Below are 16,985 nucleotides of genomic sequence, written 5' to 3'. Positions count from 1 at the left end.
TCAGCGGGCAGCCCCGCGGACGTCTCCAGCTCCGAGCGCCAACGCCGCACCGTCGCCAGGTCCCTGCCGTCCGGATCGTGCTCACCAAGGTGTTCCTCGGCCCAGTCCAGGATCGCCCGGTAGCTCCTCAGCACGCGGCGCATCTCGTCGGTCTGCAGCACGATCAGCTGGCCGACCTCGCGGCCGGCGCGGATCCGCCCGGCGATGGCGTCACCGACGGAGAACGCGTCCGCGCCCGACCTGGGCGCTTCTGCCAACAGCCGGTCCAGGTTGAACCGGATGGTGTCCTGCGTCGGGCGCGGCCAGGCCGCGGGGTCCTCGGCGGCATCCCGCCGATTCATCCCGTCCAGCAACTGCCGCAACTCCGCGGTGTAGATGGCGGCCCAGACCTCGCCGGTGAAATCGGCGCTGCGGTAGTACCCCACCACCCGGCGTCCGAGCTGGCCGTCGCTGTGCCGCTCGGCCTGGAACGCGCCACGGAACCGCATTCGGACGAGGTGGACCGCGCCCTGTTGCTGGACGTGGTCCTCCCGTCGGTAGTTGTCCGTGTCGCCGCTGCCCTGCTTGTGGGGCGCCTCGCGCAGGGAGCTCAGGGCCCCCGTCAGAAGGAGATCCGGCTGACTCGTTGGGTCGTGGACCGCGCCCCCCTCGCTGATCCCGGGCGTCAGGGTCAGGTAACGTTCCGTGGTGGCACTGGTGCTCGTGGTGCCGCTCTGGTCCTTGGCATACCGGCCCGTGCCGGTCGAGTCGAGGATCGTCGCAGCGATCCGGACGTCGAACAGCTCTCCCCGCAGCCACAGATCCGCCCGGTCGCCGGAGTGTCCCGGCACGAAGAGGTTCTGGGCCAGCTGGTACCCCTGATCAGTCAGCATGTCCGGGACGTGGTTGTCCAGCTGGGTCCGAGTCAGCAGGGCGTCCAACGAGATGCTGGACCGGAACTCGGGGTCGTCCGCATGCGGACCGAACATGTGGCCGAGGAGCCGACGAGCGACCGGCAACGCGTCGTCCAGCATCGCCGCGATGACGTACGCGTCGCCCGGCAGGTGCGGCACCGGCGCGTAAGACGGCCTGGTCGCGGGGTTGTCCCCGCGATCGCCGGCTTCGGCCAGCCCACGGGGCAGCCGCAGGGTCAGTTGACCGTCGCGTACCTCAGCGACCGATCTCTCGCGTCCCGTCAGCCAGTGCGTCAGCCGGACGAACAGGTTGTTCAGCGGCCGGTTGACCATGTCCTCGCGCTCGACGGTCACCACCACCCTGGCGTGGACCAGGGCCTCGAACAGCTCCTTCCAGTCGTAGATGGTCTGCTCGCGAACGCTGACGTCGCCCCGCCGCGTCGACCGGTGGTTGCCCTCCGACAACTGGGCCCTCGCCCCGGCCCCGGTGCCGGCGGTGCCGGTGCTCAGGCCGAGGCTGGGCAGCGGCAGACCGAAGCTCCGGCTTCCCCACGCCGACCTGGTCACGCTCTTCAAGCTGTACGCATGGCCGTAGTTCTCCACGCCACTGTTGCGCACCACGCCGGTGATTTCCGGCTGGCCGTGGAGGTCCAACCGCACCGTGACCCGCACACCGTGGGCGAGCAGCCAGTACTCAGGGTTGACGAGGTGGATGGTGAGGCCGTCCGTGTGCAGCATGTCCACCAGCGCGGCATGGATCCGGTTGTGGTCGAAGATCCCCGCGAGGCCATCCAGGCCACCCGGCAGCCTGCCGACCTTCGAACCGCTGAGCAGGCCGGACACCGCACGCTCCACCGCCGTGCGGATCATCGACAGCACCGTCGTGTCGTCGTCGAGCACCAGGTTCCGGACCGCGGCGTGACCGAGGGCGCGGGGACCGGGACCGCTGAGGTATCCCGGCAGGCGCAGATCGGCGTACGGGTTGATCTTCTCTTCGATCAGTGCGCGGCGCTCGGCCGGGTGCAGGTGCTCGAACGCGTTGGCGAAGGTGGTTCGGACGTCCGCATCGCTGACGGGAAGCTCGGCGTCCACATGCCGCCGGGCGAGGTACCGTGCCAGGTCGCGCCGCCAGGCATCCCAGGCGCCGTGGGTCCCGGGGGAACCCGGCAGAGCGGGTGCGGCGACGGCGTCACCCTCCCAGCGGGTGAGGACCCGGGCCGCCACCGAGCCGGGCAGCGTCAGCTCGCCACGGCGCCAGCGGCGCAGTGCCTCGAACAACTGCTCGTCGCTCAGCGACACCAGGCCCTCGCCGTACGCGGCGAGGGCGTCCGGCTCGGCGAGCAGGAACAGCATTTCCCGGCCGCGCACGTGGCGTGTCTGGACCGTCCGTGTGGTCGGCCACATCTTGGAGTGCCGCTCCCGCGCTGCGGTGATCTCGAAGTCGACTTCGGTGGCGAACGCGTACGCGCGGTCGAAGCTGAGGTCGAGATGTTCGATGCCGCCTACCAGGTTCCGGCTGTGCTGGAGGCTGTTTCCCCACCCCCGGGAGGCGTTGGCCTCGAGACCGACGTTGTTCACGGTGGCACCGTCGGGGTCAGCGCCGAACCCGAAGCCGAGCTTCTCCCAGGCCCAGCTACTGCCTCTGATCGTTGCGGTTCCGGCCTCGGTGAGCATGAGCGAGATCAGACCCAGGACGTACGGGTCGTCCGTGGTGCCGACGTGCCGGGACTCGCGCAGCGTGCTCCTGATCGAGACATCAGCGCGGTCGTCACTTAGAAGTTGCGCACCGGAGAGCTCCATGACGTAAGTGCCGGCCGCGAGCTCCTTGGCATGCGAGGAGAGGGCGATGGTGCTGGCGAAGTTCGCGACCTCCTCGTCGCCGCGGCCTCCGGGTCCAACGAAGTTGGGCAGCACCGCCTTGGTCGCGGCCGACACCCCGGTGGTGTCCAGGTAGCCGATGACCGCGCGGTTCAGTGCCGCCGGCACCGTCGGCTGCGCGGGGCCGGGGGCGCTCGCGGGCGAGTTGAACATCGTCGCCAGCCGGACGGTCGCCCAAGATTCGCCGGTCCAGTGCTCGACGACCCTCCCGTCGGGAAACTCGATGGCGAGGCGGTACCGACTGGGTAACCGGAATTCGTCGAGGTCGCCGGCGTACTCCAGAAGCTCCGGACGGTTGGTGAGACGGCCGACATTCTCGGTCACGCCCACGCTCCGCTTGAACTCCACACCTGAGCGGACCCAGAAGCGGAGGCTCGGGATGACCGAGGCGAACTTGAGCCGGCCGGCAAGGGGTACGAATTCAGAACCTCCACCAGCGCTCTGGCCGCTGGTGTCCATGCCCATCAGCAGGTACGTCTGCGTCCAGTCACCGACCCGACGGACGTAGTCCAGGGAGTTGCCGTCGGCGTCGACGCGGTCGGCGAGGTTCTGCACGGCGGCGATGCTGATCCGGACGCTACCGACTTCGCCCCGCCGGTCCCGCAGCCGCAGCGTGCGGCTGTACTCGGCCCGGTGGATATCGTCGTAGTTCGCGTCGAAGGCGTACTGCGATATCGCCTCTCGCAGCTGATCGTAGTTCTCGATCCGGCTGTCGCGTCCCTGTTTCCTCCCCCACCGCACCCTCTCCTGCTGCCCCGGAAGGAACGGCCGCTTCGGGTCGACCGGCACGTAGCCTTCCTCAGCCAGCACCTCATTGGCGACCTCGAACAACTCCTCGACCACGGCCTCCTCGACATCCACCAGCCCCTGGCCGATGCCCCGACCTTCGAGCACGTGACGAGGCAGTGGTAGGGCGGTCGGGTCCGTCTTGCCGTCGGGCATCGGAGAATCCGGATGACGGCCGCGACGCCCGGTGTGGCGCAACCCGTCGGCGACGTAGGGCACGACCCGCTCGGTGCCGTTGAGCTGGATCTGCGCGACGAGATCGGGGTTGAGCGCGTCGAGATCGACCGGAAAACCGTGCCCGAACGCTTCCTGCTCGGTCAGACTCAGCAACGCCTGACCGTGAACCGGCTTGATCTCGACGGCCAGGGCGGCCGGCCGGGTCACCATGCTGACTCGCGCACGGAATGTCAGGTCGACCTCATATCGCGAGGTTGGCCCGGTGTAGCGGGAAACCATCACTCGCAGGCTCGCGCGGCCAGCGCGGTGGCCGTCGTTGTTCAGCCACGTCCATCCCAGGGAAGCACCGGGTCCGAGATGCAAACCGGGGACGGGGAGCAGGTTGAGATCAACGTTGGCGCGTACCGTGGTGGCGTTGCCGAGGCCCTGGCCCCCACTGTTTCCGACGATCGCGGTCCGCACCCGCTCGATAGGGGCGTGGGTGCTGGTAGTGCCGACCCGGCTCGCGTCGCCGCGCTCCGAGTAGATCACCACCTCGGCGACGGCCCGGCCCTCGTCGTGCAGCACGATCCGGTAACCCTTGGCGCTCGTCGACCGACGCAGGTGGACTTCGAGATTTTCCACCTTCTGCCGCAGCTCATCGCGGGTAGGGTGGCCGATCTTGTAGTCGAGGCCGCCGCCGCGCAGCGTCGCCAGGATCTCGTCGACAAGCTCGGAGCGCCCGGTGAGGCCGGAGACGAAGTTGGTCGGCGGAACAAGCCGCCGGCTGAGCGCGAAGTCCTTGGCGGCGTCACCGTCGGCAGGCTCGACCGCGCGCACCTGCTCACCGGCCGGACCGAGGTAGTGGTCCTCCACCCAGAGCAGCAGATCCCTCCGCTCGGCGGCGTCGTCCGGCTCCTCCAGGTGCTTCCGCTCCGTCCACTGAGGCTGAGAGTTGCTGCGCAGCGAGAAGGACCAGTTCGGGCGGTATGCGAACAGGGTCGCCTTCTCACCGAGTTGGACGCGCCCCTCCTCGGTGTCATTGATGTGACCGTGCGTGCGGCTCGTCACGTTCGCAGCGCCGCTCACGGTAAGGCTCACCGACGCGGCGCTGACGAAGTCGGTCGGGTCGAGGTTGGCCCCGAACGCCAGGCTGGCGGCGATTCGGAACGCGCTGGCCTGATCGCTCCGGGTCTGACCGTGAACTCCGGTCTGGAAAGCCCCGCGGATCGTCTTGTTGCTGCGGAACCGGCCTTCGGCGACGGCCGCCCCACCCTCCTGCTCATCCACCGGCGAGCGGGGAGCGGCCCGATCGTAGGACCCGGCCGGGTTCCGCACCACCTGCGGGTCGGTGGGATCGAGCCGGATCGACACCTCGACCTCGCCCAGCGGCCGCACCAGCTCATCGCCCATCACGTACCTGGCGTTGGCGGTCACCACCTGCGGCAGGTCGGTCAGCATCTCCTCAGGGAGGGAAACGCCGAGCTCCTCGGCCTCCTTCCGGATCGCCGCCAGCAGCTCAGGCAGGTACGGCAACTCCGCCTTGGGGATGGCGGTGCTGAGCGCTACCCGAGGTGGCATCTGCTTGACGGTGCCGCCCGCCGGCGTCGTGTTCCGCGGTGTCGGCTCCCCCGGCTCGACGCGGTCGTCCGACACCGGCTCACGTACCTGCACCACGTGCCCGCCCCGGTCACCGGTCGCGGGCACCGCCGCCATGACCCGGCCGTCCCCGGTGAACGTCAGGTACAGCTCCGGCAGTCCGGACGCGTCGGTGCCCTCGGGTGTCACCCGGGTCGTCGAATCCGGTCCGACGAGCACCACCCCAACGCCGAAGACCTCCGCCACCGCGGGCGCCAGCCGCTGCGGGACTCCGTCCGGAGCCGGCAGACCGTTGGCGGCCAGCTGCGCCAGCCAGCGGGCGAGTTCCGGACCGCGCGCGGCGAGGGCGTCGGTGTCGATGCCGAGCATCGGCCAGGCGGTGACCGCCTGGGCCCGGTCGGCCAGCAGCAGCGTGGCGAAGATGGTTCGCAGCTCACTGGTCCGCCACCCGGCTACCGGGCGGAGACGGGCGTGATGGTCGCCGGCGATCCGCAATGCGGTGAAGAAGGTGTCGGACGCGCCAGGCACGTGTACCGCGTCGAGCCCCGCCGCCTCCAGCGCCTGCCGCTGATGGTCGGTCAACAGCTCGGCGTCGCCGGGCACGAGCGTCTCGATGGGCCGATCGACGCTCGTCGCGACCGGGTCCCGGACGACCCCGCCCGCCCGTGCGCTCCGCAACAGAGCAGCCACACCCGGGGCGGGCGGCGTGCTGGTCGTCCGGGCGGCGGACGGCGGCGGCTCGTGCGGTGCCCGGCCTGCCGAGGTGGGTGTCGTCAGCTCCTCGGCGGTGGGCAGACCCACGACCGGGACGCCGACCACCTCGGTCAGGAAGGTGTTCAGGTCGGCGAGGGCGATCGCGTCCGGCGGCACGCCATCGGACTCGTCCGGGGTGCGGATGCTGACCCTGAGCAGGGTGTCCGCGTCGAGCGGGCGGAGCGCGGCCGGGACCGCGGTACGGGGCACCGTCGCGAGCAGAAGGCCCCCGCCGTGGTCGACGACGGTCACCGTCGGCCCGTCGGCCTGCGGACCGACGACCAGCTCGGAGCCGTCCGGCCCGATCAGCCGTACCGGACGGCCGAGGAGGACCGCGACCAGCCGCACCAGCTCCGCCGTGACGCTGCGCCCGTCACCGAGCACCTCGGCCGGCATCTGCTCGGGCGCCAGGCCCGTGTCGAGCCATCGCATCACCCGACGCACCGTCTCCGGTGTCGGTCGCTCCAGCCCGAGCAGGGGCCAGTCGGTGCGGCTCTGCGCCCGGTCAGCCAAGATCATGCCGGCGACCGCCGCGACCCAGTCGCGACCTGACATCAGCGCCGGGCGGATCAGACCGGTCATCCCGTGGTGGATCCCGGCGCCGACGATGGCCATGATCGGACCTAGCGGATCGGCGACGGCGTAGAGCCCGTGCCGGCGCAGCGCGTCCTGCACTGCCCCGGACAGTGGCTCCCCGTCCTGCTCGGGGCGCCAGACGAACTGGGGCGGCACAGCCCGCAGTTGCGGCGGCACCGTCGAACCGGCAGGCACCGCGCCGGCCGGGATCGACGACGTCCCGGCGGGGCGGAGCGACGCGGCCGCCGAGCGCCGGGCGCCGGTCAGATCGCCCCGAAGTCGGTCGAGGACGCCGCTGACCTGCAGCAGTGCGTCCACCGGCACCCCACGCTCGGCCAGCAGGAAGCCGTGGAACGTGTTCACGGCGTCGCGGACCTGTTGCAGTACGGATTCGGGTGGCAGCGCGTCGGTGTCGGGCTCGGACAGGTCGGTGATTTCCCGGGACAGTTCGCCGAGCAGGTCGTCCCGGGCGGCAACCTCCGCCGCCGCCGCCTCGGCGTGCTGCTCGTCGGTCAGGACGAGCTGTCGGGGCAGCGCGAGATTCCGCCAGCTCGCCGCTACCGCCTGCTGCTCCGCGGCGTCGAGCGGGTGATCGCGGCCCGTGGCCAGCTCCTCGGCCAGCGACACCAATCGGGCCAGCTCGGCGCGAATCTCGTCGTCGGCCGCCCAGTGCTGCTCATCGGTCAACCGGACCCGGGCCAGTCCGCGTCCCTCGAGCAGCACGTTGACGGACTCCTGCCGCTGACCCCAGGCCGACGGCTGGCGCAGGGCCGTCCGCAGGCGGCGCACCGCAACATCCAGCCGCTGCCACTCGTCCACGCCGGGCCAGGTGGTCACCACGGCGTCGGGCGGCGACTGGGCGAGCGCCTCGTTGACCCTGTCCTGGCGCTGCGCGGGCGTCATCCGGGCGCCCGGACTGACCTGTGCCTCCTCCGCGAGCTGGCGTCGCCGCACGTCGGCCGGCCACCGACCGGCGTCGATCTCCACGACGTCGGTCCCCTCGTCGCGCACCGGCAGCGCGACCAGTTGCTGGTCCGGGCCCAACCGGAAGTACGAGTGGCCGCTGCGGGGCGCCGACACGCGGGCCACGAGGCCGGACCCGTCCCCGGACGGGGCGTGCCGGATCGACGACGGCTCGTTGGGCTCCGGCGGCTCCGCGAGAAGGTTCCACCGGCCGGTGGCCGGGTCCCGGGCCAACCGGATCGTCGCGCCCTCGCCACCGTCCACGTCCACACCGGCGGGGACGGTGGCGAGCCGGCGTACCTCGGGCTCCCCGGGCAGCTCACCGGGCTCCCACCGGCCGCCCTGGTCGTCGAGCCGATAGAGCATGGTCCCGTCCTGCGGCGGCCGGGCGGGGCCGACCGGCGGCGCCGGATAGGTCAGCAGGTCCAGGTTCCCGTCCTGGTCGCGGCGCACCACCTGGTACGGCCGGTCGACGGGCGGGTCCGCTGCCTCCTGCCGCGGCACCTCAACGACGCTCCAACGCCGGCTGGTCCAGTCGTAGTCGAGCACGCGCTCCCAGTCCGACGCGGCGTCTGCCACGGAGACGGCAGGCTGGAGGTCGAGCACCACCTCGTCGGGTTCCACGGTGGCGGGCACCATGGAGTTGCTCTGCGGATCGATGGTGAAGAAGGCCGCCGGCACCGCGGTCCGGACTGCCGGCCCCTGGGGCTCGGCGTTCGCTGGCGGGTTGTACCGCTCGGCAAGCGTGACGAGGGAGACGGCGCCGGTGGCGGGGTCGAGCCGGAGCACCTGCCGGATGGGACGGATTCGCTGGGAACCCGGCATCGGACGGGACCCCGCAGGCACCCGCTCGGGCCCGAGCCGAAGCACCTGCCGGTTGGGACGGATTCGCTGGGAACCCGGCATCGGACGGGACCCCGCAGGCACCCGCTCGGGCCCGAGCCGCCGCGCGACCACGAGCTCGCCGTCGCTGGTGGGCGTCGACGTCGTCAGGATGGTCGCGATCGGCTCCGACGGCCGGCCCGGGTCGAGTGTCTCCACCGTGAGCTGTGCCTGAAGCTCCCCCGGCAGGCTGTCGGCAAGAACGTCCGGGAGCGCGGCGAGGACAGCCGGCGGCACGGCCACCCCGGGCACTCCGACGAACAGTCGCGGTTCGTTCGTCGTTGGCGACCGGCCGAGCATCTCTCTGACGAGCGAATCGGACACGTCCGCCGGGCGGGCCCACAGGCCGGCCGGGAGGATCTGCAGCTGCCACCCGTCGGGCAGCGGGACCGTGTCCACGCCGTCGGAGGCGGGCAGGTCGGCGGGGATGAACGGCATCTGCCCCGGGTCGGGCTGCGGCAGCAGGTGGAGCGCCTCGGCAGACTCCGCACGGGTCAGCCGGCCGTCCGCATCCACCGGCGACACCAGGACACCGTCGGCTCCGGTGCCGAGTTGCGTTGTCGCGGGCAGCCGGACCGCCACCTGGAGGCCGCGGGCGAGTTCGGTGGCCTCCGACAGGGACAGCCTGGGACGAGCCAGTCCGAGATCGAGTACCAGCCGGTCGCGCAGCTGCGGGGAGAGCGCGTCGAGAACCGTGGCAAGCTGCTGTGGATCGGCGAAACCAACGTCGGGCATCAGCCGCAGCGTCCGCTGTGCGGCCGGCGCCGCAGCGGCGGCTGCCGGAAGATTCTGGGGCAGGTGCCCGTCCGCGGTCAGGATGAGACCCGCCGGAATGCTCACCAGCCGGCCGCCGGCGACCGGCTGCGGCAACGGATCCGTGAGCCACAGCCGCCACTCCGGTACGCCCTGCGCCACAAGGTGGGGCCGACGCCCCTCGGGCAGCGTCGCCAGGATGTCGGCGATGCGATTGACCACCACGGGCGGTGGCTCCGCACCTCGTACCCCCACGGTGATGCGGGGTCGGTCATCCGGCCGGGCGCGGCCGGCACCGGCAGCGGAGGTGCGGGTCGGCAGCGACTCCGGGCGGAACCAGAGGCCGTCGGGGTTCTGCTCGGCCAACCAGCCGTCCGGCAAGCGGTACGCACCGGGCCGAGGGCCCTCCGCCAGCCCGTACGGTATCCGGGCCGCCGCGGTGTCCCGGCCGGGCGGGTGCACCTCGTAGTCCTCGGCGAGCTCGGGGAAGGTGACCTCACCTTCGGCGTCGATCGGCACCAACCCGGGCGGCGGCTCGGTGGGCATCGACGCCAGCGACCCTGCCGCCACGACGAGGGGACGGGCGGGCCTACCGTCGCGTTGGATCTGCGCGGCCAGCTCACCCAGTTCATCGACGGTGAGCGGTGTCTCGGTGGTGACCCGGACGACGAGTCGCTCGGCACCATCGAGGGGCATCGCATCCAGAACCTGCCGGATGACGTCCGGCCCGACGGTACGCGGGTCGACCGCGAGCACAGGCCGTCCGCCGGACCGCGCCAGGGACGCGTTCGGGTCCTCCCCGAACGGCCGGTCCGTGCGGTGCAGACGGTAGCCGGCCGGGCTCGGCCGGAGGACAACTCCCTCCGGTACGGCCACGGAGGCGACAACCTCGACTGCCGCGGCCGTCCTCGGATCCAACGACGACGGCCTGGGGACCCGCACGATGGGTTCGTCGTCGAGCTGGAAGTACCAGTTGAACAGGTCCTCCCGGACCAGCAACACCTCCGGTCCATCCTCCGGCCGCGGCATGTCCGGAAGCAGCTCGACGAGTTCGTTGTCGCGGGTCAGCAACACGCCGTCACGGTCGTGCCAGACACCCTCCAGGCTGATCCGCCAGCCATGCTCGGGCATCTCGCTGGGCCAGCGGGCGGCATCGCCGGGGACGACGGTTGCCCGCGGCACCTCGGTGCCGGCCCGCTCGGCGTCCGGCCGCTGCTGGGCCAGGGCTCGGGCCGCGTCCCACCCCTGCCGGTGCAACGCCACCGCCACCCGCTCGACCAGCGTACGGACCTGGTGGAGCTGCTCGACGGTGCGCGGGGCCTCATGGCCCGCGGCATCCACGAGCCCCTCGGCGGTGCGAACCAGCTCGGCGGCCCGGTCCTCGGGAAGCTTGCCCAGCACCCGGGCGGCGTCGGGGCCAGCCTCGACGGCCTCCGTGGCGGACTCAACGAGCTCGGGGCCCGCCTCGACGGCCTCCGCGGAGGCGACAACCTCGACTGCCGCGGCCGTCCTCGGATCCAACGACGACGGCCTGGGGACCCGCACGATGGGTTCGTCGTCGAGCTGGAAGTACCAGTTGAACAGGTCCTCCCGGACCAGCAACACCTCCGGTCCATCCTCCGGCCGCGGCATGTCCGGAAGCAGCTCGACGAGTTCGTTGTCGCGGGTCAGCAACACGCCGTCACGGTCGTGCCAGACACCCTCCAGGCTGATCCGCCAGCCATGCTCGGGCATCTCGCTGGGCCAGCGGGCGGCATCGCCGGGGACGACGGTTGCCCGCGGCACCTCGGTGCCGGCCCGCTCGGCGTCCGGCCGCTGCTGGGCCAGGGCTCGGGCCGCGTCCCACCCCTGCCGGTGCAACGCCACCGCCACCCGCTCGACCAGCGTACGGACCTGGTGGAGCTGCTCGACGGTGCGCGGGGCCTCATGGCCCGCGGCATCCACGAGCCCCTCGGCGGTGCGAACCAGCTCGGCGGCCCGGTCCTCGGGAAGCTTGCCCAGCACCCGGGCGGCGTCGGGGCCAGCCTCGACGGCCTCCGTGGCGGACTCAACGAGCTCGGGGCCCGCCTCGACGGCCTCCGCGGCGGACTCAACGAGCTCGGGGCCCGCCTCAGCCGCGTCGGGATCCGGCTGGGGCCATGCCTGCTCATCGGCACGGTCCACCTCTGCCACCGGGCTGACCGGGGCGGGTTCTGCCTGCGAGGCCGGCCCGGGGTCCGGGTCGGCTGGCTGGTCGATCGGCGCTGCCGCACCGCTGTCCACCCTGGCGGACACGTCACCGACCGAGGTAACGGGGCCGAGCCCCAGGTCCGCCGTGCTGTCCACGACGCCCCAGATCAGGGCCCGTCGTCGCGTTGCGTCGTCTGGCGCTCCCAGCACTCCCAACGGCGCCGAGGAGGGGCCGCGCCCGCGTGAGGACGGTGGCGCCAAGATGCCGCTGACGTCCAGCGTCGGCTGGCCACCGACCAGCTCGTGCAGGTGTCTGCCGAGCGACTTCACCAGCTCGGCCCGGACCGCCTCGGCGCGGCGCATGCCGGCCTGGTGGCCAAGCGTGCTCCCGCCCAGGAGCCGGCTGACGCGATTGCCGTTGCCGCCGCCCTCGAGGTGGTACCGCACCTGCGGCATACCAGCCCGCCAACGGCGCACCGCGTCAGCCGCGATCTTCTTCGCCAGCGCGTCGAGGTCGTTGCGCTGCGCGGCCCAGAGCGTGGAGCTGGCCTCGTCGAAGTCGACCGTGTGCAGGACGAGCCCCGTCGCCGCCAGGTCCTTGAACGGGGGTGGCTGGGAGACGCGACGTTCGGGGGCGGATGTCCCACCGGAGGTCGTCGCGTCGGGCACGGCCCAACCATCGGGTCCCACCACGATCGCCCGAGCATCGACCACCGGGCGGCCGGACGGGTTCCGCACCGCCCAGTGATCATCCAGGCGGGACCACTCGCCCACCGCCCGCAGCCGCAACCCACCACCCGGCTCCAGCTCGATCCACCGCACCACACCCTCGGCCGTGTGGTAGGCGACTCCCAACCCGATCAGTTGCGACGCCCGACCGAACCGAACGAGGGCAGCACTACCCGGCTCCGCCGCGAGCACCGCCGACTCGACCGCCGACCGCGACGCGGCATGCTCCCACGTCGCCAGCAGCATCAACAGGTTGAACGCGCCGCCGGTCGGGCGGACAGCGTCGACATCGCCGCTGCCCGCCTCGCCCGTCAGCAGCCCTCGATACAACTCCCCGAACAGGGACAACCTGCCTGCCGAGCTGTCGGCATCGTGGCGCCGGCCGGCCAACCCATCGAGCCTCACCCGCAACTGGTCCTCGCTCAGAGCGGGCGACCGTCGGGCCCTGCCGTGGGTCACCTCACCAGAGCCGGGCTCCCCATCCGACCGAATTCCGCCGCCGGGGCGTTCTCCGGTGAGGTCGGACAACAACGTGGCCAGCGGCCCGGTCACCGCCGGACGGCCAGGATCGGTCTGCGGCCGATGGGCCGCCTGCCACGGGACGCGAACCGGATCGACGGCGCCGTTCGCGCTCTCGACGGTCGCCGGAGTGACGACCACGACGCGCCGAGCCAGCCGCTGATAGAGCACCGTCTCGGTGATTGGTGTCGTGCCGCTCGGTAGCAGGACCACGATCGGCAGCTGTGCTCCGGGGCTCGGCAGGAACTCGTCGACGTACTCATCCGAGGTCATCCACCGGTTGCGAAGCCGCGTACGGAACAGCGAGTACGGCGGATGGCCTTCGCGCTCCCCCGGGTAGACGTCGACCTGTTCGACCTGCACCCGTTCGAGCGCGTCCTGCGGGATGGCGTCGGTCAGCTGGGCATGCAGAGCGCCGTCGATGCCGAAGGCGGAGAGGGTGCCGTCGCCGTAGCGGTTGACCCACAGCTGCTGCCGCCTGCCATTCTCATTCACCTCGGGCAGAGCGAGCACGTCCACCGCTGGAGCTTCCTCGGTGGCTGGCAGGCGCAGGACACCCGGAACCGGGCGGTTCGCCGTATTCTCCACGTCGGTCAGCCAGTACGGCAGCCCCACCCGGACCGTCGGCTCACCGGCCGCGGGCATCCGGCGCAGGGCGCCCAGACGCAGCCAGCTTCGCGCCTGGCGGAGCGTCTCGGCGGCCGAGTTGGCTTCCCCGACGGGGACGTCGAGCCACCTACCGACGCGGCCGGCAGCCAACTCCGCCGATCGCGACGGATCGTAGAGCTGCACCTCCGGAACTTCCGCCAGCACCCGAGCGGCCAACCTGGGGTCGGTGACCCCACCAACGTCGTCGGCCAGCCGGATCCGGACCTCCTGGGCGAGGTCAGCGACAGACGCCCCGCCGATGTCACCCGCATCGAGTCGGGGAAGCGCCAGCACGCGCGCCGTGGCCACGGCCGCACCCAGGTCATCATGCGCCGTCAATCCGGCCTGGTTCGGGCGTGCCGAGAACCATCTGGTCGGGCGCGGCGCGGAGCCCGGCCCGCGCGGCTGGGCCGTTGTCGAGACGACGACTCCCAGGGGCGGTGTGCCCCCCCGCCGCCACAGGTCGTCGATGAACCGCTGGGCATCGCGTCCATGCCGGAGGACCTGCTCGTCGGTCGCGTCGTTGAGCAGCAGCACGAGCGTCGGCGCCGACCTGGGTACGTCGACGAATTGCTCGACCACGTCGCGGAGCAGCACAGCGCCACGGTCCGGATCGTCCGCCGAGATTAACCAGAGGTCGTCGTTCCCAACCGTCGAACTCGACGCAACGGGGGTGGCCGCAACCACGACGGTGTTCGCCGGAGGCCGAAGTTCCTGCGCGACCTGGGCAAACCGCGCCGCGCGCGGATCGGACGCGGGCAGCGGAAGCATCCGCACACCGTTGGGCAGGGACCGCAGTGGCGGCCCGCTCCTCGGCACATACCTCCAGCCACCAGGGCGTCGGCCGGGGGGCTCACCGCCGGTGAGCCGGTACAACAACGCGCCGAGGTTCGAGTCCTCCGCGTACATCTCCGGCGGGCCGTCGGCACGGACCTTGTGGATCGCACGCCAGTACCGCCTCCACCGCAGACTGTCGCCACGCCTGGTCTCCGCCATGACCTGGGTCACGACCACCACACGGTCAGCCAGCCCCCGGTAGAAGCCGGACTCGCCGAGGTCCCGCCCGCCGGACAGGAGGAGCACGATCGGCACCCCGACGTCGGAGCTCGACAGGAACTGGTCGACGTATTCCTCGGGAGTCAACCACGTGCCGCCGATCGGCGAGCGGAGCAGCGCGGACGCCGGGTAGCCGGCGATGCTGGTCGGGTTGAGGTCGCCCCCTTCGACCTGCACCCAGTCGAGCGCGTCCTGCGGAATGGCGCCCATCAGCTGGGAATGCAGAGGGCTCTCCATCCACACGGCGGCGAGACCGTCGCGGTAGCGGTTGACCCACAGCTGCACCTCGACGCCCTTCGGTGCCGCCCTGGGCAGGGCGAGGACGTCCACCGACGGGGCGTCGTCGCTGGCGGGAAGACGGAGAACTCCACCGGTCACTCCAGCCGGCAGCAACACCTCAACGGTCGGCTCGCCGGCGTTGGGGACGCGACGAACGGTACCCGTCCGCAGCCAGGTCCGCACCGAGGACAGCTGGCCGGCCGGCGTGCTGGACCCGCCGACGGGCACGGTGACAACGTCGCCGAGTGGCCCTTCGGGGTACGGTACGGCCTCCTGCTCCTGGTATGGCGGCGGTGCCGCGATATCCAGCTCGCGGTTCCCAATCGCGGCCACGTTCTGGTGAAAGATGTCCTGGACAATGCGAGCAGCCAGGTCCGATTCGGCGTAACGCCCGGTCCCGCCCTCGAGTCGAGTCCGGACCTCCCGCGCCAGGTCGAGCGGGGGAAGCGCCGCAGCCTGCGACTGCATCACCGCGTCGCGAAGGTCGGCATGCTGCGTCATTTCCCGATCGCCCGGCCGGACGGAGAACCAGTCGACCGACTGGCGGTGCAGGAGACCGTGCCACACCCGCCGCCTGGACGACGCCGAGACGACGACTCCGCGCGGCGCCGCCGCACCCCGCGACTGCAGGTGGTCGATGATCTCCTGAGCGCGGTAGCCGAACAGGCGGGTCAGCTCGCGGGGCGCGTCGTGGAGATACAGCACCAGGGTCGGCGCCGGGTCCGACACCCCGGCGAACTGCTCGACCAGGTCGACGAGCGGCACACGTCCCTCATCCGCCGAGACCAGCCACAGCTCGTTCCGCCACGTCGGTCGCGACAGCAGTTGCCGCCACCCCGGATCGCGCGACAGGGTGGCCGCAAACACGACGGTGTCCCTCGGAGGCCGTAGTTCCCCAGCGGCCCGGGCGAACCGCGCCGCCCGTCGGTCGGCTGCCGGCAGCGGGAGCAGCCGCACGCCGTTGGGCAGACTCCGAAGGTCGGGTTGCCACATTCCCGCCTGGGCCGTGCTTCCGGTGGCAGCGACCCCCACCGTCGACGACGAGGCCGCTTCGGCCTGGGTCAGCTGTTCGCCGGAGGACGGAACAGGATCGGCCGGGTTGGGCACGCTGGCGGGGTTGGGGACGGGCGTGGTGGACCCGCCGGGCGTGGAGGCGGCGTACGCGACCATCGCGGCCCCGCCCGACCCCAACGCGGCCGCCGCCTCGGCGACCGCACCCAGCTCGGGGTTCGCCCGACCGCCGTGCAGGTGATTCCGGAGCAGGGCCTGGGCCGTACGGCGGAGCACACCCGCCAGTCGCGCGCTCTGCCCCTCCCCGGGGGCCGAGGACTGGCCAGCGCCACCACGCAGCCGCAGTACCGGGGCGTCGCTGACGTCCCCGATGTTCCCGGCCTGCCGGTCCGGTGCCGTAAAGGCGGGTGTCCCGTCCCCGCTCAACGCCGAGGGCACCGCCCGACCGTGAGCATCGACCAGAACTCCCGCGACCTCGACCACCGATGGACCGCCAGGCCGCTGCCCCACCGGCCATCGATCGTCCAGCGGGGACCGCTCGCCCGACTCCCGCAGCCGCGGCCCTCCGTCCGAATCGAATTCGATCCACCGCAGCACCCCGTCCGAACCGTGGTACGCGACAGCCAGCGCGCCGACATCCGACACCGCCCCGAATCGCACGAAGGCGGCGCTGCCGGGCCCGGCCAGGCGGACAGCGGACTCCACCGCCAGCCGGGACGCGGCGTGCTCCCATGCCACCAGCGGCACGGGTCGGCCCGACCCGACGCCGCGCGAGCGCCGGCCGACGCCGACGCCGACGCCGAAACCCAACACGCGATACAACTCGCCGGTCAGCTCGGCCCACGCTGGCGGACCACCCGGACCGAGCGACCCACCGGCCCGCAGCACCTGGACGCTGTCTGCGAGTTCAGCCTCGGTGAGCGCGGACGGAGACTCCACCGCCACCTCGGTCTCCTGCTGGTGCGCCGACCGAGCCGGCCCCGCCTCAGGAAGACCGATCCGCCCCTCGGACTCGACGCCTCTCGACTGCAAGCTGCCCGCCGAATCAGGGCCCGGCAGGGGCGGGAAGCTCCGGGCTTGCGCCTGCGCCCCGCTGAGGGTTTCCCGCGATGGTGCGGCATCGTGCGCCGCCTCCGGCCCGGCGGTCGCCCCCTCCGTACGTCCATCGCCCGCCTGGCCCTCGGAGTCGACGACGGCACGGCGGTTGCGGGGTGCTCTGGCGGCCCCTACCCCCGCAACGACCCCGTCCAGGTTCATCGCGGCCCGAACCGGACCGTCCGCGACCACGACCGGGTTCTCGACGACCGGCACCGATGCCCCTGGAACGACGTCCAC

Annotated in this window: 1 protein-coding gene (running past one end of the window); it reads right to left on the bottom strand. The window is 72.0% G+C overall.

Annotated features, from left to right (window positions below; all coding sequences use genetic code 11):
- A protein-coding gene (locus AC5L3Z_RS29255; RefSeq protein ID WP_494846572.1) for a hypothetical protein crosses the window boundary here: on the bottom strand, positions 1–16,985 show its 5' portion. It extends 10,525 nt beyond the left edge of the window; only the first 16,985 of its 27,510 coding nucleotides appear in the window; it begins with the start codon at positions 16,983–16,985; its stop codon lies beyond the left edge, outside the window.

It is taken from the genome of Micromonospora sp. LZ37 (assembly GCF_059359015.1).
Note: the sequence above shows the minus strand (reverse complement) of the source record. Positions and strands in the feature narration are given on the sequence as shown.